The 23,581-nt window shown below is 58.8% G+C and carries 22 protein-coding genes; 6 read left to right on the plus strand and 16 right to left on the minus strand.

The window, feature by feature from the left end; all coding sequences use genetic code 11:
• Positions 1–123 precede the first annotated feature (123 nt).
• Positions 124–744 carry an HAD family phosphatase gene (locus KGB21_RS01105; protein ID WP_223503165.1) on the plus strand — a complete coding sequence of 207 codons (621 nt, stop codon included), beginning with the start codon at positions 124–126 and terminating at the stop codon, positions 742–744.
• Positions 745–852: 108 nt separating this feature from the next.
• Positions 853–1,116, plus strand: coding sequence for a DUF4404 family protein (locus KGB21_RS01110; RefSeq protein ID WP_034147874.1), 264 nt, complete (start codon positions 853–855; stop codon positions 1,114–1,116).
• Between the two features lie 152 nt (positions 1,117–1,268).
• On the opposite strand, the gene queF is transcribed toward KGB21_RS01110, so the two are convergent.
• Positions 1,269–2,099 carry an NADPH-dependent 7-cyano-7-deazaguanine reductase QueF gene (queF, locus tag KGB21_RS01115; RefSeq protein ID WP_223503167.1) on the minus strand — a complete coding sequence of 277 codons (831 nt, stop codon included), beginning with the start codon at positions 2,097–2,099 and terminating at the stop codon, positions 1,269–1,271.
• 61 nt (positions 2,100–2,160) lie between these two features.
• On the minus strand, positions 2,161–2,697 hold the full coding sequence (locus KGB21_RS01120; RefSeq protein WP_034147876.1) for a plastocyanin/azurin family copper-binding protein: 537 nt from the start codon (positions 2,695–2,697) through the stop codon (positions 2,161–2,163).
• Between the two features lie 154 nt (positions 2,698–2,851).
• Here KGB21_RS01120 and KGB21_RS01125 point away from each other — a divergent pair, with 154 nt between their 5' ends.
• Positions 2,852–3,532 (plus strand): heavy metal response regulator transcription factor, encoded by a 681-nt coding sequence (locus KGB21_RS01125; protein WP_034147877.1) that lies wholly within the window; start codon positions 2,852–2,854, stop codon positions 3,530–3,532.
• Positions 3,532–4,881, plus strand: coding sequence for a heavy metal sensor histidine kinase (locus tag KGB21_RS01130; RefSeq protein ID WP_223503168.1), 1,350 nt, complete (start codon positions 3,532–3,534; stop codon positions 4,879–4,881). The genes KGB21_RS01125 and KGB21_RS01130 overlap by 1 nt, the downstream gene beginning before the upstream one ends.
• Before the next feature lie 122 nt (positions 4,882–5,003).
• Here the strand turns inward: KGB21_RS01130 and KGB21_RS01135 are convergent, their stop codons facing one another.
• The 3 genes from KGB21_RS01135 to KGB21_RS01145 form a co-directional block, all read right to left on the minus strand.
• Positions 5,004–6,248, minus strand: coding sequence for a lipoprotein-releasing ABC transporter permease subunit (locus KGB21_RS01135; RefSeq protein WP_223503169.1), 1,245 nt, complete (start codon positions 6,246–6,248; stop codon positions 5,004–5,006).
• A 65-nt stretch (positions 6,249–6,313) separates the two neighbouring features.
• Entirely contained in the window at positions 6,314–6,997 is a 684-nt protein-coding gene (lolD, locus tag KGB21_RS01140) for a lipoprotein-releasing ABC transporter ATP-binding protein LolD (protein WP_172435325.1), read from the minus strand.
• A 7-nt stretch (positions 6,998–7,004) separates the two neighbouring features.
• Positions 7,005–8,255: a lipoprotein-releasing ABC transporter permease subunit gene (locus KGB21_RS01145; protein WP_223503171.1), complete on the minus strand. Its 1,251-nt coding sequence runs from the start codon at positions 8,253–8,255 to the stop codon at positions 7,005–7,007.
• 94 nt (positions 8,256–8,349) lie between these two features.
• On the opposite strand from KGB21_RS01145, the gene KGB21_RS01150 reads away from it, so the two are divergent.
• Together KGB21_RS01150 and KGB21_RS01155 are read left to right on the plus strand one after the other, a co-directional pair.
• Positions 8,350–8,931 (plus strand): PilZ domain-containing protein, encoded by a 582-nt coding sequence (locus KGB21_RS01150; protein WP_223503173.1) that lies wholly within the window; start codon positions 8,350–8,352, stop codon positions 8,929–8,931.
• A 14-nt stretch (positions 8,932–8,945) separates the two neighbouring features.
• On the plus strand, positions 8,946–9,668 hold the full coding sequence (locus KGB21_RS01155; protein WP_034147883.1) for a glycerophosphodiester phosphodiesterase: 723 nt from the start codon (positions 8,946–8,948) through the stop codon (positions 9,666–9,668).
• Between the two features lie 42 nt (positions 9,669–9,710).
• Here the strand turns inward: KGB21_RS01155 and sthA are convergent, their stop codons facing one another.
• The 11 genes from sthA to KGB21_RS01210 all read right to left on the minus strand — a co-directional run bounded on the left by sthA (position 9,711) and on the right by KGB21_RS01210 (position 23,434).
• Positions 9,711–11,105: a Si-specific NAD(P)(+) transhydrogenase gene (sthA, locus tag KGB21_RS01160; RefSeq protein ID WP_034147884.1), complete on the minus strand. Its 1,395-nt coding sequence runs from the start codon at positions 11,103–11,105 to the stop codon at positions 9,711–9,713.
• Positions 11,106–11,312: 207 nt separating this feature from the next.
• A complete protein-coding gene (locus KGB21_RS01165; RefSeq protein WP_223503175.1) occupies positions 11,313–12,338 on the minus strand; it encodes an FAD:protein FMN transferase in 1,026 nt (341 codons plus the stop codon).
• A 231-nt stretch (positions 12,339–12,569) separates the two neighbouring features.
• Positions 12,570–14,009: an efflux transporter outer membrane subunit gene (locus KGB21_RS01170; RefSeq protein WP_223503177.1), complete on the minus strand. Its 1,440-nt coding sequence runs from the start codon at positions 14,007–14,009 to the stop codon at positions 12,570–12,572.
• A gap of 9 nt (positions 14,010–14,018) precedes the next feature.
• Complete coding sequence (locus KGB21_RS01175) at positions 14,019–16,169, minus strand: glycosyltransferase family 2 protein (protein WP_223503179.1); 2,151 nt, start codon at positions 16,167–16,169, stop codon at positions 14,019–14,021.
• Position 16,170: 1 nt separating this feature from the next.
• Entirely contained in the window at positions 16,171–17,415 is a 1,245-nt protein-coding gene (locus tag KGB21_RS01180; RefSeq protein ID WP_223503180.1) for a hypothetical protein, read from the minus strand.
• A complete protein-coding gene (locus KGB21_RS01185) occupies positions 17,412–18,617 on the minus strand; it encodes an HlyD family efflux transporter periplasmic adaptor subunit (RefSeq protein WP_223503181.1) in 1,206 nt (401 codons plus the stop codon). The genes KGB21_RS01180 and KGB21_RS01185 overlap by 4 nt, the downstream gene beginning before the upstream one ends.
• Positions 18,618–19,130: 513 nt before the next feature.
• Positions 19,131–19,574, minus strand: coding sequence for a hypothetical protein (locus tag KGB21_RS01190; protein ID WP_223503183.1), 444 nt, complete (start codon positions 19,572–19,574; stop codon positions 19,131–19,133).
• Between the two features lie 88 nt (positions 19,575–19,662).
• Positions 19,663–20,019: a hypothetical protein gene (locus tag KGB21_RS01195; protein ID WP_223503185.1), complete on the minus strand. Its 357-nt coding sequence runs from the start codon at positions 20,017–20,019 to the stop codon at positions 19,663–19,665.
• A 40-nt stretch (positions 20,020–20,059) separates the two neighbouring features.
• Positions 20,060–21,154 carry a polymorphic toxin type 44 domain-containing protein gene (locus KGB21_RS01200; RefSeq protein WP_223503187.1) on the minus strand — a complete coding sequence of 365 codons (1,095 nt, stop codon included), beginning with the start codon at positions 21,152–21,154 and terminating at the stop codon, positions 20,060–20,062.
• Between the two features lie 100 nt (positions 21,155–21,254).
• Positions 21,255–21,740 (minus strand): hypothetical protein, encoded by a 486-nt coding sequence (locus KGB21_RS01205; protein ID WP_223503189.1) that lies wholly within the window; start codon positions 21,738–21,740, stop codon positions 21,255–21,257.
• A gap of 230 nt (positions 21,741–21,970) precedes the next feature.
• On the minus strand, positions 21,971–23,434 hold the full coding sequence (locus KGB21_RS01210; RefSeq protein WP_034147890.1) for a glyceraldehyde-3-phosphate dehydrogenase: 1,464 nt from the start codon (positions 23,432–23,434) through the stop codon (positions 21,971–21,973).
• Positions 23,435–23,581: the final 147 nt, after the last annotated feature.

Here is a 23,581-nt window from a genome sequence, read left to right on the forward strand (position 1 = left end):
CTTTAGGCAGCATCGCCCGGGTAGCCCTGCGGAGGATTCTCGTTGAATGTGAGCGATTCACATCCGTGTCATTCAACTGTCACCCTGCCCCTTTAGCCTCGAGCCTATTTCAAGGACGTTGATATGCCGCACGCCGAAGCCTTGCCTCAAACCGCCCTGAACCTGACTGCCGTGCTGTTCGGCCTCAGTGGTTGCCTGGTGGATTTCGGTGCACGAGCGCGTTTGCACGGCGGCCAGTCGACCGACCACGGCGAGGTCACTCCTGGCGCCCTGGATACCCTGCACAGTTTGCAGCGCCAGCAGATCCCGTGCGCCTGGCTTGATGATCTTGCGCCGGACCTTAGCCATTCCCTCGCTTCTGCCTTGCCGGAATGGATCAAACCTTCGCAACACCTTGCAACAATCAATCCGTGGCCAGCACCGAATGCGTGCTGGCAAGCGCTGATGGCGCTGAACGTCGAGCGCTTGGATGGCTGCGTGCTGGTCAGCGGTGAGCCGCTCTTGCTGCAATCGGGGCTCAACGCCGGGTTGTGGACGATCGGATTGGCGTCCTGCGGCTCGCTCTGCGGCCTGTCGCCCGGCGAATGGCAGGCATTAACCCAACAGGAACGCGACCTCAAGCGCGGCAAGGCAACGGTCAAGCTATTCGGCCTGGGCGTGCACTCGGTGATCGATCACCTTGGTGAACTCGACAACTGCCTGGCCGATATTCAACTGCGCCGACTCAAAGGCGAAAAGCCCTGATGGAGATCATGCAGGTTACGCGGGAGTGGATTAATCTTAGGTAAGCCATAGATCTTTGGCGCGCCGCCGCGGTCTATGCCAGTGCCTATCGATAAAAGGAAGAACGCCATGCCTGCCCGCGAACTGCAAGAACAGCTCAATGCCCTGCGCGAGCAATTGGAACAGAATCCTCCGCTGTCCGAATCCGAGCGCGAAGACCTGCACACGCTGATGCAACAGATCGAACTTGAGCTTGAGCTCGAAACCAAGATCCAGGACACCAACCTCGCCGATAACGTCAATCTGGCCGTCGAACGCTTCGAACTCGAACACCCGACCCTCGCCGACGCCCTGCGCCGGATTGGCACGGCCCTGCACAGCATGGGAATCTGAACCCACCGGATACAAAAAAGCCCTGCTAGTGATAGCAGGGCTTTTCATTGAGTGTTTGGTAAATCGCCAAGATCGCAGCCTGCGGCAGTTCCTACAGGGAAACACATTCCAATGTAGGAGCTACCGAAGGCTGCGATCTTTTGATTTTGATCCTATTGACGAACCAGACGATGGTTCGGCAGCTGCACTTCTTCAGTACTGCGATACGGATTGATATCCAACCCGCCGCGCCGCACATAACGCGCATAAACCGTCAGTTTCTCCGGTTTCAGCAACCGCTGCAGATCGAGGAAAATCCGCTCCACGCATTGTTCATGGAAGTCCGAATGCTGGCGGAAGCTGACGATGTACTCCAGCAAACTCGCATGATCCAGCGCCGCGCCGCGGTACTCCACCGCCACGCTGCCCCAGTCCGGCTGACTGGTGACCGGGCAATTGGATTTGAGCAAATGGCTGTGCACGCTCTCTTCGACAATCCGCGAATCATCGCAACGCAGCAGTTCCGGACGCGGGTGTTCGTAATTGCTGACGCTGATATCCAACTCATCGATGCACACGCCAGGCAATGCCACGACGCCTTCGGCTTCGACGTTTTTCAGACTGCGGATGCGCACGCCGACCGGTTTGCCGGCGGCGGCCGACAGGTCTTTCACCAGCGTCGCTTCGAGGCTCGCGGTGTCGGCAAATGGCGTCTGGTTCAAGGAGTTGAGGTACAGCTTGAACGACTTCGATTCGATGATGTTCGGCGAATCCGCCGGAATGCTGAATTCGCCGATCGCCACCACCGGTTTACCCGACGGCAACAGCCACGACAGTTCGAAGCAGTTCCAGAAGTCCACGCCTTTGTAAGGCAGTGTTTCAGCCGTCAGACCCAGCTCGGCCCACTTCGCGGTACGCGGGATCGGGAACAGCAGAGACGGCGTGTAAGTGGCGATGTATTCGCTGGATTTGCCCAGCGGCGAATGTTCGGCTGCGGGATGCATGGCGGAAACCTGACTGAAGAATCAGCGGATTCTATCAGCCTTTGCTCCCGCCTTTGAGTGCTTACTGACTGACAGTCAATTTGCCGACCATGCCTGCCTGGTAATGGCCGGGAATGTTGCAGGCAAACTCCAGGTTGGTGGCCTTGCTGAAGGTCCAGGTCAACTCAGCGGTTTTGCCCGGCGCCACCAACACGCTATTGGGGTCGTCGTGCTTCATGCCATGGGCCATGGAACCGTGATCCATGCCAGCCATGGAGCCGTGGTCCATTTCCTTCACGCCTGTAGGCGTCAGCATGCCGCTTTGTTGCATCTGCAACATTTCCTGCTGGTGTTTGGCATGCATCGCTGCGTCACCGAGGTTGAATTCGTGCAGCAACTGGCCTTTATTCACCAGCACAAAACGAATCGTCTCACCGGCCTTGATATCAATGGCCTTCGGGGTGAATGACATGTCGCCCATCACCACTTCAACACTGCGAGTCGCCTTGGCCGCCGCAGCGGGTTGGCCGAAATCGTAGGTATGCGCCGGGGCGGCCCACACCGGCGAACTCAACACCAACGAACAAGCCACCCCAAGCAAAGATTTGCGCAAAAACATCGTCGTACTCCAACAAGATAAGGTTCAGCCTGCGGAAAACTCTAAACTGGCGCCACTGCCCGTAACCTGACAGGCAGATTACAACTTTGTCAGGTTGGCCTGTACCGTCGTCGCCCACGGTATAAAGCTGTCGTTCCATTGAGCCGAGTCGCCCATGAAATTGCTGATCGTCGAAGACCAACCGAAAACCGGCCACTACCTGCGCCAGGGCTTGACCGAGGCCGGTTTCAACACCGAACTGGTGGCCGATGGCAGCACCGGCCAGCACTTGGCCTTGAGCGGCGATTACGCGCTGTTGATTCTCGATGTGATGCTGCCCGGACGCGATGGCTGGCAGATCCTGCAAGCGGTGCGCAGTGCCGGTCTGGACACGCCGGTACTGTTTCTTACCGCAAAAGATGCCGTGGAGGACAGGGTTCACGGCCTGGAACTGGGTGCCGACGACTATCTGGTCAAGCCATTCGCCTTCTCCGAACTGCTGGCCCGGGTTCGCAGCCTGTTGCGTCGTGGCAGCACCACACCTCAGGAAACCAGCCTGCAACTGGCCGACCTGCGCCTGGATCTGATCCGCCGCCGGGTGGAGCGCAGCGGCCAGCGCATCGACCTGACCGCCAAGGAATTCGCCTTGCTGGAAATGCTCCTGCGTCGCCAGGGCGAAGTGCTACCCAAATCGCTGATAGCCTCCCAGGTCTGGGACATGAATTTCGACAGTGACACCAACGTCATCGAAGTGGCGATCCGCCGTTTGCGCCTGAAGATCGACGACGAATTCCCCAACAAGCTAATCCACACCGTGCGCGGCATGGGTTATGTCCTCGAAGAGCGTCCTGCCTGATGCCGCGCCTTTCGTTAAGCACTCGTCTGGCGCTGCTGTTTGCCGCCTGCACGGCGGTGGTGTCGTTGTTCGCCGGGGTGCTGTTCAGTCGCGCCAGCGAGGCACACTTCATAGAACTCGATCAGCAACTGCTGGATGGCAAGTTGATTGGCCTGCGCCGGGCGCTTCACGACATCCAGTCGAGCGAAAGCCAAGTCAAACTGGCCGACGAATTGAGCCGGCAAGCGGATCTTTCCTTGCGAATCACCGGCAGCGACGGCCAGCGCTGGTATGACAGCTCCGCAAGCTTGCCCGATCAGCTCCCACAACAGTCTGGCCTGTCGACCCTCAACGACGACGGCACCGACTATCGCGTCCTGAATGCACCGCTGTTTGTCGACAAGCCTGACTCCCCGCAATTGACCCTGCTGCTGGACATCACCCATCACCAGCACTTCCTGCAACGCATGCAGCACCTGATCTGGCTGACGGTCGGCCTGTCGGCCCTGGCCACCGCCCTGCTCGGTGCCTGGGCGGCGCGCAGCGGGTTGCGGCCGTTGCGGCGCATGAGTGCGATTGCCAGCGGCGTTTCGGCGCAATCACTCAACGCCCGCCTGCCCGAAGCGGACATGCCGCCGGAGCTTGCGGAAATGGCCCACCACTTCAACGCCATGCTCGGACGCCTTGACGACTCTTTTCAGCGGCTCTCGGCGTTCTCTGCCGACATTGCCCATGAACTGCGCACGCCGCTCTCGAATTTGCTGACCCACACCCAAGTCACTCTCACCCGCCCACGCGCCATTGAGGATTACCGCGAAGCGCTGCACAGCAACCTCGAAGAACTGCAGTGGATGGCACAACTGGTCAACGACATGCTGTATCTGGCCAAGGCTGACCACGGGTTGCTGATGCCCAAACGCGAATGGCTGGAACTGGCAGAAGAAGCGGACGTGTTGCTGGAGTTCTTTGCGCCGTTGGCTGAGGACGCTCAAGTGACTTTGAGCCGCGAGGGAAAGGCACGCGTCGAGGGCGACCGCAGCATGTTGCGGCGGGCGTTGTCCAATTTGCTGGACAATGCAATGCGGTTTACGCCGACCAAAGGTGAGGTTCGGGTGCGGATCGTCGATCAGCCCAAAGGGTTGAAGCTGACGGTTGAAAATAGTGGGGCCGGGATTTCCGCAGAGTTGTTGCCACGCCTGTTCGATCGCTTCTACCGGGCCGATCCGGCACGCCATGAAGGCAGCAGTGAGCATGCGGGTTTGGGGCTGGCGATTACCCAGTCGATTGTCCGCGCCCATGGAGGGCGGATTCATTGCGAATCGGCTGATGGATGGACCAGGTTTGTGATTGAGTTGCCAAAAGGAGATTGAGGCCGGCAGGTCCGGCCTCATCGCTGGCAAGCCAGCTCCCACAATGTCCGGGTTGAATCACCCATGTGTGAGCGACTGAAAACCCTGTAGGAGCTGGCTTGCCAGCGATAGCGGCCTAAAGGTTACGAATATCTCAGCGCATGAGCCGGCTCGATCTTCGCCGCTCGCCACGCCGGGTAAACCGTCGCCAGGAAACTCAACACAAACCCCGCCGAACAAATCAACGCCACATCCGCACCCTGCAATTCAGACGGCAAGTTGCTGACGAAATACACGTCGGAACTGAAGATGTGCTGCCCGCTGACCCGCTCGATCCAGCCCACGATCTGGCTGACGTTCAGTGCGGCAATCACGCCGAGTACGCCACCGATCAAGGTGCCGACAATCCCGATCACCGTGCCCTGCACCATGAAGATCGCCATGATCTGCCGTGGCGTGGCGCCGATGGTACGCAGGATCGCGATGTCCGCGCCTTTGTCGTTCACCACCATGATCAGGGTCGCGATGATGTTGAACGCCGCCACCGCGACGATCATCAGCAACAGCAGGCCGATCATGGTTTTTTCCATTTTCATTGCGCTGAACAGACTGCCCTGAGTGTGAGTCCAGTCGTCAGCCTTGTAGGCGGCGCCCAGGCCGGTGGCGATGTCGCTCGACACTTGCGGTGCGGCATACAAGTCCTTCACCGCCAGACGCACGCTCTGCACCTGGTTCGGCTCCCAATGCTGCATCTGCGCGGCATCGGCAACGTGGATCAACGCCATCGACCCGTCCAGCTCGGCGCCGACCTTGAACACACCGACCACGTTCAAGCGCTGCATGCGCGGGGTAATCCCGCCCGGCGCGGTGCTGACTTCCGGCACGATCAGGGTGATCTTGTCGCCGACGTTCAAGCGAAAGCGTCGCGCCGTGATCTCGCCGATCACCACGCCAAACTCGCCCGGTTTCAAGGCATCGAGACGCCCCTGGACGATGTGCTTGGCGACGATCGACACCTGGCCTTCCAGCGCCGGATCAACGCCGCTGACCTGGATCGGCTGCATCGTGCCTTTGTAGGAGAGCATGCCTTCCATCTCGGTGAACGGCACGGCCGCCGTCACTTGCGGATTTTTCATCGCGGCCGCCGCAACGGGCTGCCAGTCACTGATCGGGTTAACGCCGACGATGGTCGCGTGCGGCACCATGCCGAGAATTCGCGAGCTCATTTCCCGTTGGAAGCCGTTCATCACCGACAACACCACGATCATTGCCAACACGCCGAGGGCGAGGCCGATCATCGAGGTCATCGAGATGAAGGAAACAAAGCGATTGCGACGCTTGGCGCGGGTATAGCGCGTGCCGATAAAGATCGATAACGGTCTGAACATTCGCTGGGGCACCGTATAAAAATAAAAGACCCGACGTACCTTTCAGTACGCCGGGTTTCGGCCAATCAAATGGGTGTCAGGCAACCTTCCTGCAAATGCAGGACGCGGTCCATCTGGCGGGCCAGGTTCATGTCGTGGGTCACCACCAGGAACGCCGTGCGCATCGAAGTGCTGAGTTCCAGCATCAAATCCTGAATGCCCTGGGCGGTGTGGGAGTCGAGGTTGCCGGTCGGCTCGTCGAGCATCACCAGGCCTGGATTGTTCACCAGAGCACGGGCAATGGCCACGCGCTGACGCTCGCCACCGGACAGTTCCGCCGGTTTGTGCTCCAGCCGATGGCCCAGGCCTACCCGCTCCAGCAGCGCCGTTGCACGCTTGCGCGCTTCCGGGATGGCAGTCTTGCCGATCAACAGCGGCATGCAGACGTTTTCCAGCGCGGTGAATTCCGGCAGCAAGTGGTGGAACTGGTACACGAAGCCGAGGGCGCGGTTACGCAGCAGGCCGCGTTTCTTCTCGCTCAGCGCCGAGAGTTCTTCACCGTCGAGCCAGACGCTGCCCTGGGTCGGCGTATCAAGGCCGCCGAGCAAGTTGAGCAAAGTGCTTTTGCCCGAGCCCGACTTGCCGACAATCGCCACACGCTCACCCGGGTGCAACTCCAGTTGCAGACCGGCCAACACTTCCACCGACTCCGGGCCTTCCTCGTAGGACTTGCCCAGGCTGCGGCAGCTCAAGATTGCTTTATCACTCATGCCCGACTCACTCATAACGTAGCGCCTCCGCAGGCTGGGTGCGCGCGGCACGCCAGGCTGGATACAGGGTGGCGAGGAAACTCAGGACCAACGCCGCAGAGCAGACCATCACAACGTCCTGGCTCTGCACTTGCGACGGCAGGTAATCGATGAAGTACACGTCGGCGTTGAGGAATTTGTGCCCGATCAGACCTTCGAGGGCCGAGATCGCGGCACTGACATTCAACGCGGCGAAGATCCCGACCACGGCACCGATGGCCGTACCGACCACACCAATCACCGTGCCCTGGACCATGAACGTGCGCATGATCGTGCCGGGCGTGGCGCCGAGGGTGCGCAGGATCGCGATGTCGCCCTTCTTGTCGTTCACCACCATCACCAGCGTGGAAATGATGTTGAACGCAGCGACGGCAACGATCAGCAGCAACAGCAGGCCGATCATGGCTTTTTCCATGCGGATCGCCTGGTACAGGTTACCGTGGGTGCGGGTCCAGTCGCGGGCGTAGTAACGATCTTCGCCGAGTTCGCGAGCGATGTTCCACGCGGTGCGTGGCGCCTGGAACAGGTCGTCGAACTTCAGGCGAATCCCCTGGACCTGATCGGGTTTCCAGCGGTGCAAGCGCGCCAGATCTTGAAGATTGGTGATGCCGAGGTAACCGTCGAGCTCGCCGGCGCCGACATGGAAGATGCCGACCACAGTAAAGCGCTTCATGCGCGGGAACATCCCGGCCGGGGTCACGGTGACTTCCGGCGCGACGAAGGTCAGCTTGTCGCCGATGGCCGCGCCGAGTTTGGCAGCCGCCTTGTCGCCGATGACGATGCCGAACTCGCCCGGCACCAGGTCGTCGAGTTTGCCCTGCTGCATGAAGTTATCAATGATCGACACCTGGCGTTCTTGCGCCGGGTCGATGGCATTGAGCAGGACTTTCGAGACTTTGCCGTTGTTGGTCAGCAAACCCTGCATTTGCGTGAACGGCGCCACGGCCGTCACCTGCGGGTTCTGCTTGACCTTGGTGGCGAGGCTTTGCCAATCGTTGATCGGCTCGCCGGATTCGATGGTCGCGTGGGGCACCATGCCCAGCACGCGGGTGCGCATCTCATGATCGAAGCCGTTCATCACCGACAGCACCACGATCATCACGACCACGCCAAGGGCGAGCCCGATCATAGAAGTCAGGGAAATGAATGACACAAAATGATTGCGACGCTTTGCACGGGTATAACGCGTGCCGATAAATACGAAGAGAGGTCTGAACATGTCGGGGCTTGTTCGGAGGGAAAAGGAACGTCCTTGTGGCGGGGGTCGATAACCAGCTTTACACTCAGACCACCGCCGCTACCATGGGTTCGCCATGTCGACATTAGATGAAGAAGATCGCCGCGAATACTACCGTATCGAGGACACGATCGCACTGGAAATTCGGCCCCTGTCCGCTCCCGAAGCCGCAGGCCAGGAAGTGTTGCAGGATGCTTCCCCACTCTTCAACGTGCTCAGCGAATTGCACCTGAGCGAATTCGAGTCGCAACACCTGCTGCGCCAGATCAGCGAGCGCGACCGGAACCTCGCGGCGTTCCTGAAATCCCAGAATAAACGTATCGATCTGCTGAGCCAGGTGATCGCCATCACCGTGCTCGGGCAGATCGGCGAGCCGCAGCCGGTGATCATCTCCGAGGGCGGTATCGAGTTTCAGCATCCAACACCTTTTGCCGCCGGGGCTCACCTGTCGGTCAAACTGGTGTTGATGCCGCAAGCCCTGGGCCTGTTGCTGCGGGCTCGGGTGACTCATTGCGACCGCAAGGGCGATGGTTACGACGTCGGTACCGAGTTCGAACACCCGACCGACGCACAGCGGCAACTGCTGGCCCGCTACATCTTGCAGAAGCAGGCCCAGGAGCGACGCCTGGCCCGCGACCAACTCGAATCAGGCATTTAAATTAAGGAAGAACCGTGACCCTCATCTACGGCCATCGCGGCGCCAAGGGCGAAGCACCGGAAAACACCCTGACCAGTTTTCAGGAATGTCTCAAACACGGCGTGCGCCGTTGCGAACTGGACTTGCACCTGTCCATGGACGGCGAGCTGATGGTCATCCACGACCCGACCCTCAAGCGCACCACCGACCGTCGCGGCAAGGTCGCCGAACACACCGCAGCAGAATTGGTGACCTACGACGCACGCAAGGGTGGCCCGGGCTGGATCAAGCCGTGCCCGATCCCGACGCTGGAACAATTGTTCGAGCAATGCGACTTCGATCACTGGCAACTGGAAGTCAAAAGCGCCTCACGCACCCGCGCCGCGACAACCGTGTTGGGGATTCGCGAAATGGCGCAACGCCATGGCTTGCTGGACAAGGTGACGATCACGTCGAGTTCCCGTGAAGTGCTGAAAGCCGCGCTGGACCTGGTGCCGGACGTGTCCCGCGGATTGGTGGCCGAATACGCCTGGCTCGACCCATTGAAGGTCGCGGCAAGCTATGGCTGTGAGATTCTGGCGCTGAACTGGACCCTGTGCACGCCGGAACGCCTGGAGAAGGCGCAGCGTCAGGGATTGCATGTGTCGGTTTGGACAGTCAACGAGCCCGCGCTGATGCGCAGACTCGCCGACTTCGGCGTTGACAGCCTGATTACAGACTTTCCCGGTTTGGCCACTGCCACGCTCGAGAATTGCTGAAATCGGTCTCCCCGGCCGGCTCAGGCCACCGGCCGGAGCCGCTCAAAAAAGCCGGTTGAGGCCGTCGTACGCCGCTACCCGATAGGCTTCGGCCATGGTCGGGTAGTTGAACGTGGTGTTGACGAAGTACTTCAGGGTGTTCAGCTCGCCCGGCTGGTTCATGATCGCCTGACCGATGTGCACGATCTCCGACGCCTGATAACCGAAGCAGTGAACGCCCAGCACTTCCAGGGTTTCACGGTGGAACAGGATCTTCAGCATGCCTTGCGGCTCGCCGGCGATCTGCGCACGCGCCATGCTCTTGAAGAACGCCTTGCCCACTTCGTACGGCACTTTGGCCTGGGTCAGCTCCTGTTCGTTCTTGCCGATCGAGCTGATCTCCGGAATGGTGTAGATGCCGGTCGGCACGTCATTCACAAAGCGCCAGCTACCGTTGTCGACGATGCTGCCAGCAGCCGAACGGCCCTGGTCGTGGGCGGCACTGGCAAGGCTTGGCCAGCCAATCACGTCACCGGCGCCATAGATGTTCTGGATGCCGGTGCGGTAGTTTTCGTCGACTTCGATCTGGCCACGGCTGTTGACCTTGACGCCGATGTTTTCCAGACCCAGTTGATCGGTGTTGCCGGTCCGGCCGTTGCACCAGAGCAAAGCGTCGGCCTTGATCTTCTTGCCGGATTTCAGATGCAGGATCACGCCGTTGTCCACGCCTTCGACGCGGTCGTAGTCTTCGTTGTGGCGAACCGTGATGTTGTTGTTGCTGAAGTGGTAGCTCAACGCCTGGGAAATTTCCGAGTCGAGGAAGCTCAGCAACTGACCGCGGTTGTCTACCAGTTCAACCAATACACCCAGGCCACTGAAGATCGACGCGTATTCGCAACCGATCACGCCGGCGCCGTAAACGATGAGTTTGCGCGGGGTGTGGCCGAGGCTGAGGATGGTGTCGCTATCGTAGATACGCGGGTGATGGAAATCGATGTCGGCCGGGCGATACGGGCGCGAGCCGGTGGCGATGATGATGTGCTTGGCCACCAGTTTTTCGACCACGCCGTTGGCGCAGACCACTTCGATGGTTTGCTCGTCGGCGAAGCTGCCGGTGCCGAAGAACACGTCGACGCGGTTACGGGCGTAGTAGCCAGTGCGCGAAGCGACTTGTTTGGAGATGACTTTCTCGGCGCTTTTCAGCACGTCCGGGAACGAAAACCAGCGCGGCTCACCAATCGCCCGGAACATCGGGTTGGTGTTGAACTGCATGATCTGCCGGACCGAGTGACGCAGTGCCTTGGACGGGATGGTGCCCAAGTGAGTGCAGTTGCCGCCGACCTGGCGACGGCTGTCGACCATCGCCACCTTGCGTCCTGCCTTGGCGGCGTTCATTGCCGCGCCTTCCCCCGCCGGGCCGGAACCCAACACCACCACGTCGTAGTTGTAGACAGCCATGCGTACTCCTCAGAACAGGCCGTGGCGCCATCGGCGCCTGCGGCTAAATCACGCCAATCTGTGGCATGAAGGAACAATTTGGGGCCAGTGCAGAACCCGGACACAGTCTATAGAAGCGTCAACGCCGGGCACATTAACCCTTGGTCGCGTCGTAGGCTAGTTTTGCCTGCACTACAACGCCACTTTTCAGCGCTTGAATCGCCGCAATCATTCGCTTTTCCCAGCGCTGAGGCGTTCAAAAGCGTGACTGCTGCGTGTGACGAAACCTGTATCGGCACGAATCACAAAAAATGCGCCGATATCATGTTTTTCCGCGTAGTCCCAACCGCGCTCCGGGCCGAGAATCAGCAACAGCGTCGATAGGCCATCGGCCATCAACGCGGAAGGATGAATCACCGTGACGGACGCCAGCGTGTGTGCGACTGGCGCACCGGTGCGGGCATCGAAGGTGTGGGAAAAACGCTGGCCGCCCTGTACGAAGTAATTCCGGTAGTCGCCGGACGTGGACAAACCATAACCGTCGACGGCGATGATGCGCTCAGCCACTTGTTGATCGTCGCGGGGTTCTTCCAGCGCGATGCGCCATGGTGAACCGTCGAGTTTGCGGCCCGCCGCTTTGAGTTCGCCGGTGGCTTCGGCAAGGTAATTGTAGATGCCCAAGGCTTCGAGTCGTGCGGCGACCCTGTCGACAGCGTAACCGGCAGCGATGCTGTTGAAGTCGACCTCGACGGCGGCGTCCTTGCACAGTTGATCACCGTCAATGCGCAAATGTCCGTGACCGACGCGTTGCCGCACCTCGGCCAGCGCTTGGGCCGTCGGGACTTTTTCTTCACGGGCCTGCGGGCCGAAACCCCAGAGATTGAGCAACGGCTCCACCGTCAAATCGAAGGAACCTTCGCTTTGCACTGACAGCTGCTCGCCGACACTGACCAATTCGAGGATCGGCGCGGGCATTTTCTGACAACGGTTGGCGGGCAAGGCGTTGAAGCGCTCGATGTCGGAGTCACTGCGGTAGGTCGACATTTGCTGGTCGACTTCTGCCAGGATTTTTTCGACCTCGACTTGAACATCCGCCGGGGCGGGAAGATCGGCGTGACGCACGTATTTGATCGAGTACGTGCTGCCCATGGTCGGGCCATCGATGCTTTCCAGGGAATCGCCATTGCCGCAGGCGGACATCATGCCCATCAGCACCACAAGAGCAAACCGCTGCCACGTCAACAATTCCCGCATCCCCTGATTACCCCTGACACAACGCCAGGGCCAATCATTATGCGATAGAACTGTGGAAGCGAGCCTGCTCGCGATAGCGGTGTGTCAGGCATATCCGTTTCGACTGGCACTCCGCTATCGCGGGCAAGCCCGCTCCCACAGTGATTTGTGTGATGCCAAAGATTACAGACAAACCACAAATCTTGTGGGAGCGGGCTTGCCCGCGATGAGGCCCGACCAGGCGCTAGAGACTCAACGCTCCGCCATCTTCAACGACTGGCTCCACCCTCCCCCCAGTGCCTTGTACAACGTCACCTGATTAATCTCCCGTGCCAACTCCAGTTGCGCCCATTTCTGCTGCGCATCAAACAACGATCGCTGCGCATCCATGGTGGAGAAATAGCTGTCCAGCCCCGACTCGAAACGCAGGCGAGACTGTCGGTACGCTTCCTGATAATCCCCTACCAGCTTTTTCTGGAATTCGACTTGCGTGAGCATTTCCTGCCGGGCATTCAGGGCATCAGCCGCTTCGCGAAAAGCATTCTGCACCGTGGCTTCATAGGCCGCTGCCTGCCCATTGAAGCGGGCATGGCTGGCATCCACCTGCGCCCGTCGCCTGCCGCCGTCGATCAACGGTAACGAGCCCGCCAGCGCCAGCGACCAGAACTCCGCCGGACCCGTGAGCAACTCGGAGAATTCCCCGGTCAGGCTGCCCAGCGCCGACGTCAGGGAAATCGTCGGGAAGTACGCCGTGCGAGCGGCGCCGATATCCGCATTGGCGGCTCGCAACTGCGCCTCGGCGGACATGATGTCGGGCCGCCGCTCAACCAGTGCCGAGGGCAAACCCGCCGGCACATCGAGCGTCGCCAACTGCTCACCCAGCGCGCCAGTCGGCAGCAAACCCACCGGCACCGGCTGCCCCACCAGTACCCGCAACGCGTTCATGTTCTGCGCTACTTGCATGCGGTAGGTGTTGACCTGCACCGCCGCCGTGTTGGTTTGCGCATCCGCCTGGTGCACGTCGATTCGCGCACTGGAGCCGAGGTTATAACTCTTGCGCAACAACTGGCCGTAGCGATCCTGGGATTGGTAGGTGTTCTGTGCGAGGTCGAGCAAATGCTGGTTGGCCTTGAGGCTCAACCAAGTGCTGGCGACTTCGCCGATCAGCGCCAGCCGCGCCGTTTGATAGTCCGCCTCGGACGCTTCGAACCGCGCCCCGGCGGCATTGCGCTGGCTGCGAATCCGACCAAACAGATCCAGTTCGTAGGACGTGAAGCCGGCCGTTGCCTGATAGGTGTTGGCGATGCTGCCAGCCGTATCGCCGCCGCCGGGTGTGCGCACCAACGGCGGCAACTTGCTGCGACCGGCGTAAGTGTCGATGCCGATCGTAGGAAAAAGCCCCGACCGCGCACTGTCATACCCGGCCCGCGCCTCTTCGACACTCGCCGCGAACTGACGCAGGCTACGGTTGTTGGCCAGGGCCATGTCGATCAATTGGCGCAGTCGCTCATCGACCACAAAACCGCGCCAATCCTTATCGAATGCCTGCTTGCCGCTGCAACATTCACCGGCGGTATTGGCCGGCCATTGCTGATCAATCGGTGCGTCGGGTTTCTCGTAAGTCGGCTCCAGCGAACAACCGCCGAGCAAAAACAATGTCATGAAACATGAAGTGGGCAAGCAGCTGTTCATGGCGCGCACCTAAAAACGTTGGCCGAGCAAAGCTCGCAAGGGAGAAAGAAGCACAGACCACAGACCCGACCGGCCGACACTCATGTGCGGCAGCGCCTGTTTACGCGAACGAGCGCTGACCGGCCGCCACCGGGTTGGCGAGACGTAGGTCGGCGTCTTGACCGGTTTGGCGGAACGCGGCGCCAGACGTTTCTCGCCGATTAACGAGCGCTGCAGCAAGGTGCCGAACGCCTGACCCGGTTCCGCCTTGCTGACGACGTTGATCGTGGCGTCGCTGAACAGCCGCGCAATCAACTGCCGCCGCAGCCCTTCATCGAGGTCGGCAAACCTCAAGCCCAACTGGTCCTCGCCGTGATTGCGCATGACTTCAACGTCGAGCCAACCCAGTTTGTCGATCCACATCTGCCCGCACAGCCCCGGCTTGATCGAGGAGGCGAAGGCGCAGTTCAGCGACGCGCCGCTGAGGGAAATATCCACCAGACGCCCCGGCAGGACTTTGCCGCCGAAACGGAATCCAGTGGGTTTGTCGAACGGGAAACGCTCTTCACCGTGCAACCGTGGGCGATCGACGCAGGCCACCAGGGTTGCCAGGTTGTACACCAGCGCAACCACCGTCCAGCACAGGTTGAACAGCATGTTGCCGTCGAACGAAGCCGCCGTGCTGATCGCGATGTAAGCGCCAAACTGCGACAGCAGCGTCAAGGCCAGGAAAAACCCGAACAGCTTCCAGTGGACCATCGTTTTCGTTCGGTCGAGGCCCTTGGCGGTGACTTTGAACGGTCGCCCGAACGGGCGGATCATGGCGCTGGCGATGGTCGCCGTAACCGCCAACGAGGCAACAATCTGCGTGACCTCGGTAAAAATCGGCAAGGTTCGCCGGTCCGTCACCCACGTCCCGTAGCCCCAAAAGGCAATCAACGCCGGCATGCCGAACGCCAGGAAATCCACCGGGTTGGCGTAGAACCCGGCGATGCCGAAGTACCAGTACAGCACCGGCGACACCAGCATCATCAAAATGAACGGTTTGGAAAACCAATGCATCAGGCCGTGGACATAGTGCAGCCGGTCATTGAGCGTGTAGCCGCTGCCGCGCAACGGCCCATCCTTGAGCAACGCCACCTGGATCGTGCCCAGGCACCAGCGCCCGCGCTGATTGATGTATTCGGTCAAACCTTCGGCGGACAAACCGATGGACAGACGCTCGTTCAACCAGCGCGTGACGTAGCCTTTTTGCAGCAAACGGTAGGTCGTGTAGATGTCTTCGCAGACCGAGCCTGTAGGAAAACCGCCGACTTCGGTAATCAAATCGCGCCGCACCACGAAGGAAGTGCCGACACAAAACGCCGCGTCCCAACCGTCCTTGGCCGGTTGAAACACGTCGAAGAACACCCGCTGCTCATCCACCCAACAAGCCGACGTCCCGAGGTTGTGCTGAATCGGATCGGGGTTGTAGTAGAACTGCGGCGTTTGCACCAGGCCAACCCTGGGGTCGTCAAACAGTCCCAAGGTGCGCAAGAGGATCGGCTGCTGCGGCGCAAAGTCGGCGTCGAGCACCAGGATGTACGGCGCATTGCTCAGGGCTGCCGACTGCTGCAAACCGTTGTTGAGGTTGCCGGCCTTGGCGTGGGAATTGTCCGGACGTCGCGCGTACTGCACGCCGACCTCGGCACAGTAGTCACGCAACCAGTCGCGCCGGGTATCGTCGAGCACCCAAATAGTGAAGTTCGGGTAGTCGATGGCCTGCGCGGCGATTATGGTTTTTTCGAGGATTTCGAGGCCTTCGTTGTAGGTGGCGATGAAAATATCCACCGCCGGCACCGCATTGCCTTGCGCTCGCAGACGTCGCTCGCCGGCATCGGCCTCTTTGCGGTGATCCGTGCGACAGAGCATCACCACGATGGAAAAGAGTGTGTAACCAATCGCTAACATCTCGAAGAACAAGAAGGCATAGGCCCAAACCGTGGCAAATCCGGAATGCCCGTCGGGCAAGGTGTCGCGAATCCGCCAGGCCGCATAGTTGACCAGCAACAACGCAGTGACGGCACCGAACCCGGCCCGCGCGGCCCATTGATCACGGTGGGTCAGGCAGGTGAACAGAATCACCGCCGCCAGCGTCCAGAAATTGATTTGCAGCAGTTGCAGCGAGTCCAGTGCCAGCATGTCAGTCAGCCTCTTGCGAACCGGTAAAGGGATTGACGCCGGTGGCTGCAATCGCTGCCCACGCTGTGGCGCCCAAGTGAGGCAAGTGGTAATAGAAAAAATCGTTGGTGACCGAGTCCGGGCCTATGGCCAGCCCGGTACTAATGCGCGGGGCCGGCGTTGCGAATAGCCAGCCGTTACCGGCCTGCTGGGCCAGCAGCACGCTCCACAACGGCTGGGCTTTGTCACTCAGGCCACTCAAGCGCGCCACCGCAGCGGCTTGTGCAGTGCCCTCGGTCCACAAGCCATCGGGGTCGCGGTTGAAACCGTAACCTTCGCCGGCGCGGTGAGCGTGATCGATGAAGGCGAAGACCCGCCGCCAATCCTTGGGTGGATCATGCAAGGCGATCAGGGGCCAGATCTGCGCGTCGAGCCCCGAGCGCACGCGATCCGAAGTCTGGCCATCCTCGCCAGTGCCGATCAGGAAGCGCCCTTCCCCTTCGTCCCATTGGCTCGAAACAAACTGCCGGGCAATCCGGGCCTGTTTTGCCGAATCCTGATTCGGCGCCACTGCATCGAGGGCCGACCAGGCAGCGGCGAGGTCAACATTGTGCTCGGTGGATTTCCAGTTCTGCTGGATCTGCTTGGAAAAGTACCCGTAGTAGCCACCGCTGAAACCGGCGGGCGATTGGCCGTCGTAGGTTTTTTGCTGCGACCAGTGCAGGACTTTTCGCGCGGCCTCCAGGTAAGACGCCTCACCGCTCTGGCGATACGCCTCCAGCAACGCCAACGCCGCCCACGCCTGATTGCCGGTGGCGCTGCTGACTTGATAAGCGTCCTGATTCCAGGCGTTGCGCTCGGTACTCCAGTAACCCGGCAACTTCATCGACGGCGCGCCCACGGCGCCGGCGGCGTAGGCATTGCGCAAGCGTCCGTCCTGATACTCAGGATCGTGCAGCGTGGCGAACGCCAATGCATCGGCAATCCGCCGCGCCGACTCAGGCTTGCCGCAGGCAAACAAGGCAATGCTCGCCAGTGCGTTGTCGTAGGTGAACGCCACGCCGCGCAAGGCCAGGATCGGCGCCGGGTGACCATCCTGCGGCGGGTAACTGGCCACCAGCACCGGCCCCGCCGGCAAAGAGGTCACGGCCTGATCCAGCGCGGCACAGGTCACCGCCGCCAGTTGCGGCCGTGCTTGCGCCGCCATGGCGGGCGCTCCATTGGTGATCAGCATCACGCCCAATACTCCGCGCAAAAACATGTTCATGGGCGCGATACCTCGGCGCTGGCCCACAACCCGGGATTGCAGGTCATGGCTCGCTGGCTATCTGTCAGGTCCGCAGCAAACGTACCGACCACGTACACCGAGTTCTGCTCGGCATAGGGGAACGGTACGCTGTAGGTATTGGCGCGAATGTCCGAACTGCTGGACAGCAACTGCACCACACTGGCCTTGAGCGGCTGATCCAGGCCTCGAATCTTCACCGTGAGCACGCTGTCGCGATCGATCTTGCTGGCCATGCGTTCAGGGAACACCGCAATGACGTAGCTCTGCCCGCAATCGGTGGCGCGCAGCAACGTCGAGCCGGCTTGCACCAGCGTGCCCTGAGGCGCCAGCAACTCCTGGACGGTGCCGGGGGAATAAGCCACGACGTCGTAGCCGGCCATCAACTTGACCCGATTTTGTTCGGTTTCGATCAGTTGATTGAGGTTGTCGAGTTCCTGTTGATAGGTCGCCCGGTTGCGCGCCTGATTCTCAAGGCTGAGTTTGAGCGTGGTCATTTGCGCACTGAGATCGAACATGCGCAGTTGATCAGGATCGAGGTAGACCTGTTTGTTCGCCGCACTGACGTCACCATCAGTGATCCGCAACTGCGAACGCACCGATTCGGCGGCACCTTGCAACGAAGCCAACTGAGCTTTCGACGAAGCGACCACCGCGCCACTCACCGCCCCCTGGACGAACAACTCAAGATTGCGCTCGACAGTTTCCTGAGCATCGATCAATCGCGCACTGGCAGCACTGTTCTCGGCTTTGAGGGCTTTTTGGGTGAAGAGCTGGCGGGTGTGAAATGCGGCCTGGTATTGCTGACTGGTTTTCTCCAGCTCCTGGTAATAACGCTGATCGTGCTCGGCCTGACTGGCTGAAGACGACAGCTGCTGCTCCAGAGTCAGGCGCCGGGTTTGCAGGGTGAGTAACGTTTCCTGGTTCGCCCGGGGGTTTTCCACCACGGCGATTTTCTGGCCCTGACTGAACGTCACACCCGGCTTGACCGCCAGGGAACTCACCACGCCATCGATCGGAGTGGTCAACAGAATCACCGGCGCATTCAGAATCGCCCGGGTAGCAGAAGCCGACACCAGTGGCATGAGCAAGGTCGACAATAACAGCCAGATGATGAAACCAAGGACACCCAAACCCACCAGGCGGGGCAACAGCGACAATAACTTCGAGCGTTCTTCTGCCATGTTTGACTCTCCCTAAAGACCAACCGCATATCAGCCAGGCAATAAGGAGCCGTGACTGCGAAAACACTTTTGGCAGGGTGAGCAAAACGCAATTGATCTTTGCACGGCAATTAAGCCGACGCTGATTATGTGATTTTTATTGTGATGTGAGCGGGAATGGGATTCCCGTCTTTTTGGAGAGTTGCTGTGTAGCACTACTTTTGTGTTGCCCGAGGCAGAGCGGGCGGTGTCATGGGCGACACTAGATTCAGTGCTTTGGGGTGTCAAGCATTCGAATGAAACAATTAAATGGCGTCAAATATGTAGCGGCTTGATGATTGGATCCACGTCATGTGTTCAAGCCGAATGGCTCTGCAACCTGTTATTTTTTCTGGAGGTTTATATTTTTAATTGAGAATTGAACTTTGTATCGAATTTTAGATAATTCTTAAACTACGACTAGAAAGATTAAATTGATATAAGTCACCCACAGTCGGGCTGGGGGGACGGGCTTCACTCATGCTTTGGCATCTTTCAAGGGCTCGCGCTATCCGTGCTGCATTGTTTCAAGCGATCCGAATCAGTAACGATGCCTTCGCTGAGATCAATATCGCCATTTGAATCAAGATAGATGTGCGTAGTGGACCATTTCGGGGATATATTGACGCAGTGCCGGAGATCCTTATCATTCCACCAAGAGATCTCCATGAAAAACTTCTCATCTGGAAACAAGAACCCATAATCCCGTGTACTGCTGCCTGGGGGAAGGCGCCCTTTGTAAATCCGGTGCTGTACATTCAAGATGAACCGCAGTTCATCCACGCCGTTCTTGGAGTAATGGACCGTTGCAGCAGGCAGCACAATAATTCGCCAGAGGACAATCATCAAAAACAGCAGCAGGGGAATTAATAGCGGTAGCAGCAGAATCCATAGCCACCGAATGTAACGTAAACTGGATTTACTTGCTGAGGTGCACACGGACTCCACCCCCCAATTTTATCGAGCAATTCCCAACACTTCATTCATGATGATCAACGCTATTGTCAGAAGCCAATTTTGGCGCCTATCAGGGGCGCGCGGTATCCGTGATACATTGTTTCAAGCGATCCAAATCAGTGCCGCTGGTTTCGCTGAGATCAATATCGCCATTGGCATCAAGATAGATATCCGTATTAGGCCACTTCGGAGTTATGTTTACGCAATGGGCGCGAACATTTTTACTCCACCAGGAGATTTCCATAAAAAATTTATCATCCGGAAATAGATGGCCGTTATCGACTGTGCCTCCGCCGGGCTGCATTCCTCCTTTGTATACCCGATCCTGGACATTCCAAATATATCTGAGCTCCTCCTTTCCACTCTCAGGATAGTGGATAGTTACCGTAGGTAATGCAATATCCCAATGACTGATGGCCAGATACACAACTGGAATCCACAACCACTTTTTGAGAGATCTACCTCTTTTACGTACAGGAGTGAACACGTACTCCATCCCCCCAGTTTTCAGGTGCAACTGCCAGCACTTCGCTCATAATGATCTGAGCTGTTACCCCGCCGCTAGCGTATAGACTGGCGAGTTTCACACCGATACTTATTGCCACCCTATCAGCTATATCGTCAAATGCCCGCAGCCCATCAAATAGATTCGCAGTTAAATGCGGACCTGGGTACTTCTTACTGTCTTCAATCCACCGTTTTGTGTCCGAGCCAATTTGTTCAACTCCAGCACCATCCAACAATACGCTTTCTGAAAGCCCACCTGCTATACCGACGTATCCATAATGGATGTTCGACCAAATATCGTAGTAATACTCGTATAGGCCCTGCTTGTGCCGGACGTCATCGTCGTACATCGCCCTCAGCTTCGGCTTGTGATCCCACTCCATATTTTGACCCACTTGCTTAGTCCAGATCGCCATCGCCTGAAGCTTTTGTGTCCATTCTATGCCATTGAAATTCGGTGGTCCGGCCAGCCTGGCGTGCCAGAGTAACGACCGAAACTTCCTGGCTTCTGCGCTGCTGACGTAGCTCAACAGCTCTTTCATTTTCAACACGGCCGGATGCTTGATGTTCCGATTCATCTCACCAGCGATGTAGCTGGCCAGCGCTTCCATTTGGTCTGGATGGTTACAGGCTTCGCTGCCACCAAGGTCGCCGAGTAGGGTAGGTACTTTATCTGCCAGCTTCAGATCAACCACTTCGGGCTTGGCTGTAAAGCTGTTAGCAACCGGGGTCGCGGGTGAGCTTGCGACCCTGGTGGCCGGCTGCGCAGCGCCTTCATTGCTTTGATAGGTGGCCGTGAGCACCGTGGGGATCAGTCGGGCTCTACAGGGGCAAGTGCTGTAACTGTCCAGCGTACCAGCCATGGCCTTTCCATGACTGATCATATGCGAAACGCCACCGACAATCCGATAGGTCTTCCCGTCTTTTCCACAGGTGACGCGATCACCATCGCGGGCGTGGGGAATGCCATACATCATGATCCGGGTGTCACCATCGAGAACCTTGCCACCACAGGTAGTTCGGTCATTCAAACCGATGAAATGCCCTTCTCTCATTGAATTTCTTCTCCATGAATTCCGGCCGAAGGTTTACGACCTTGGGTTGTGACCGTCAGCTGGCTGATCATTCAAGTAGGCAACTGCCTGGCTTCATCGCTCAGTCCGCGATAGAGGGCAGAAAATCTTCGGCGGTCGACACACCTTCACGCGCGATAAACAAGAAGCCGTCTTGCAGCGTATTGATGATCTCGTCGCCATTGCTGAGTACGCTGCCGACCAGCGCCCCATCATTGTTGCCTTGCCCAGCGCCCGTGATGATCTGCGCCGTACTGCCATCGGCATACAGGACGTAGTCGCCTTTGCGCGCTGCGCGCACCGCCCGCCCATCTTCCAGTTTGAATTCCAGCGGCCCCGTCCCTTGCTGGATCACACCGCCGTTACGAGTGTGACTACCCTCTGTGGCGCACCGGAAAATGGCGATAGCAGGATGGGTGTCGATGTAAGCCTGCTGCTCACAAACAACCGCCCGGGCTTGTTCACTGAATTGCGCAATTCGCTGTTCAGTGAAATGAGGTTTGTCTAGACTGCGCAGATACTCTGGAGAAATATCGTTGGTATACGAGGGCTGCAAGAGTGCATTCATTTCAAACTCCTTATTCCTGGAAGGTGTTCAGAAATGATGCAGCGAACGCTAACAGCGTCGCGATACCCACGGCAGGGTCAAAAAGACGATTAAGAAGTTTCGTCAAAAGAAACAATCCTTTTCCTACAAGAGTGTTTCCAAGGTGGAGTTATTCGGGAAGAAACGTCTGAAGGACCCACAAACAAAAACGCCCCGACCAAAGTCGGGGCGTTTTCATGTGCAGCTAAGACTTAGCGAGGGAATGCTGGCGGGTTTACACCGGCCATGTCTTCCATCACGCGAACCACCTGGCAGCTGTAACCGAATTCGTTGTCGTACCAGACGTACAGAACAACGCGGTTATCCTGGGTGATGGTCGCCTCTGCGTCCACAACACCAGCATGGCGCGAGCCAACGAAGTCAGTGGAAACCACTTCCTGCGAATTGACGTAGTCGATTTGCTTATGCAGATCGGAGTGCATGGCCATCTGGCGCAGGTACTCGTTGATCTCTTCGCGGGTGGTGGCCTTTTCCAGGTTCAGGTTCAGGATGGCCATCGACACGTTCGGCGTAGGAACGCGAATCGCGTTGCCGGTCAGCTTGCCCTTCAACACTGGCAGTGCCTTGGCGGCTGCGGTGGCGGCACCGGTTTCGGTGATGACCATGTTCAGCGGCGCGGCGCGGCCACGACGGCTGCCCTTGTGGAAGTTGTCGATCAGGTTCTGGTCGTTGGTGAACGAGTGAACGGTTTCAACGTGGCCGTTGACGATGCCGTACTTGTCATTCACCGCTTTCAGCACCGGCACGATGGCGTTGGTGGTGCAGGAAGCGGCCGAGATGATCTTGTCTTCCGGGGTGATGTCGCCATGGTTGATGCCGTGAACGATGTTCTTCAGCGCGCCTTTACCAGGTGCGGTGAGGATCACGCGGGCAGCGCCCGGGCAGGCCAGGTGCTGACCCAGACCGTCGGCGTCGCGCCATACACCGGTGTTGTCGACGATCAGAGCGTTTTCGATGCCGTACTGGGTGTAGTCGACTTCAGCCGGGCTCTTGGCGTAGATAACCTGGATCAGGTTGCCGTTGGCGGTGATGGTGTTGTTGGCTTCATCGATGGTGATGGTGCCGTCGAACGGACCATGCACCGAGTCACGACGCAGCAGGCTGGCACGTTTGACCAGATCGTTCTCGGCGCCCTTGCGGACAACGATGGCGCGCAGACGCAGGCCGTCGCCACCACCGGTTTTCTCGATCAGGATGCGCGCCAGCAGACGGCCGATACGACCGAAGCCGTACAGGACAACGTCGGTGCCTTTGCGGGCGGAAGCGTTCTGCTGGCCAACCACGTCGGCCATTTCATCACGGACGAACTGCTCGGCAGTACGGCCATTGGCTTCAGCCTTGAATTTGGAGGCCAGCTTGCCCAGGTCTACCGAAGCGGCGCCGAGCTTGAGCTCGCTCATCGCTTTGAGCAGCGGGAATGTTTCGTGGACGGACAGCTCGCTGTCGTCGGACTGACGGTGACGAGCAAAGCGGTGAGCTTTGAGAATCGCAATGACTGAACGATTGATCAGGCTGCGGCCATAGATCGAGCTCACCACGTTGTTATTGCGGTAGAGCTGACCGATAAGCGGAATCATCGCTTCTGCGAGTGCTTCACGGTCGATCCATTCACCAAGACACTGGTCGGGCTTCTGAGTCACGGGAACCTTCCACATGTAGGGGCAGAAAAAAGGGGCTACATTATGCCGCCGAGTGACTCGTGTAGCAATGCGCGCTTGTCGCTCTTCCCGTAACAAAATCCCGATCAAAAAAATTACGCCTCGCTGAAGCCCAATAAAACCGGGGCCTCCAGCATCGTCAAT

The organism is Pseudomonas sp. GL-RE-29, assembly GCF_019947275.1.
GTDB lineage: Bacteria > Pseudomonadota > Gammaproteobacteria > Pseudomonadales > Pseudomonadaceae > Aquipseudomonas > Aquipseudomonas fluorescens_A.

Excerpts from the sequence above, each read along its gene's own strand:
- KGB21_RS01105 (WP_223503165.1), top strand. The coding sequence starts at position 124 with ATGCCGCACGCCGAAGCCTTGCCTCAAACCGCCCTGAACCTGACTGCC.
- KGB21_RS01110 (WP_034147874.1), top strand. The coding sequence starts at position 853 with ATGCCTGCCCGCGAACTGCAAGAACAGCTCAATGCCCTGCGCGAGCAA.
- queF (WP_223503167.1), bottom strand. The coding sequence starts at position 2,099 with ATGCATCCCGCAGCCGAACATTCGCCGCTGGGCAAATCCAGCGAATAC.
- KGB21_RS01120 (WP_034147876.1), bottom strand. The coding sequence starts at position 2,697 with ATGTTTTTGCGCAAATCTTTGCTTGGGGTGGCTTGTTCGTTGGTGTTG.
- KGB21_RS01125 (WP_034147877.1), top strand. The coding sequence starts at position 2,852 with ATGAAATTGCTGATCGTCGAAGACCAACCGAAAACCGGCCACTACCTG.
- KGB21_RS01130 (WP_223503168.1), top strand. The coding sequence starts at position 3,532 with ATGCCGCGCCTTTCGTTAAGCACTCGTCTGGCGCTGCTGTTTGCCGCC.
- KGB21_RS01135 (WP_223503169.1), bottom strand. The coding sequence starts at position 6,248 with ATGTTCAGACCGTTATCGATCTTTATCGGCACGCGCTATACCCGCGCC.
- lolD (WP_172435325.1), bottom strand. The coding sequence starts at position 6,997 with ATGAGTGATAAAGCAATCTTGAGCTGCCGCAGCCTGGGCAAGTCCTAC.
- KGB21_RS01145 (WP_223503171.1), bottom strand. The coding sequence starts at position 8,255 with ATGTTCAGACCTCTCTTCGTATTTATCGGCACGCGTTATACCCGTGCA.
- KGB21_RS01150 (WP_223503173.1), top strand. The coding sequence starts at position 8,350 with ATGTCGACATTAGATGAAGAAGATCGCCGCGAATACTACCGTATCGAG.
- sthA (WP_034147884.1), bottom strand. The coding sequence starts at position 11,105 with ATGGCTGTCTACAACTACGACGTGGTGGTGTTGGGTTCCGGCCCGGCG.
- KGB21_RS01165 (WP_223503175.1), bottom strand. The coding sequence starts at position 12,338 with ATGCGGGAATTGTTGACGTGGCAGCGGTTTGCTCTTGTGGTGCTGATG.
- KGB21_RS01170 (WP_223503177.1), bottom strand. The coding sequence starts at position 14,009 with ATGAACAGCTGCTTGCCCACTTCATGTTTCATGACATTGTTTTTGCTC.
- KGB21_RS01175 (WP_223503179.1), bottom strand. The coding sequence starts at position 16,169 with ATGCTGGCACTGGACTCGCTGCAACTGCTGCAAATCAATTTCTGGACG.
- KGB21_RS01180 (WP_223503180.1), bottom strand. The coding sequence starts at position 17,415 with ATGAACATGTTTTTGCGCGGAGTATTGGGCGTGATGCTGATCACCAAT.
- KGB21_RS01185 (WP_223503181.1), bottom strand. The coding sequence starts at position 18,617 with ATGGCAGAAGAACGCTCGAAGTTATTGTCGCTGTTGCCCCGCCTGGTG.
- KGB21_RS01200 (WP_223503187.1), bottom strand. The coding sequence starts at position 21,154 with ATGAGAGAAGGGCATTTCATCGGTTTGAATGACCGAACTACCTGTGGT.
- KGB21_RS01205 (WP_223503189.1), bottom strand. The coding sequence starts at position 21,740 with ATGAATGCACTCTTGCAGCCCTCGTATACCAACGATATTTCTCCAGAG.
- KGB21_RS01210 (WP_034147890.1), bottom strand. The coding sequence starts at position 23,434 with ATGTGGAAGGTTCCCGTGACTCAGAAGCCCGACCAGTGTCTTGGTGAA.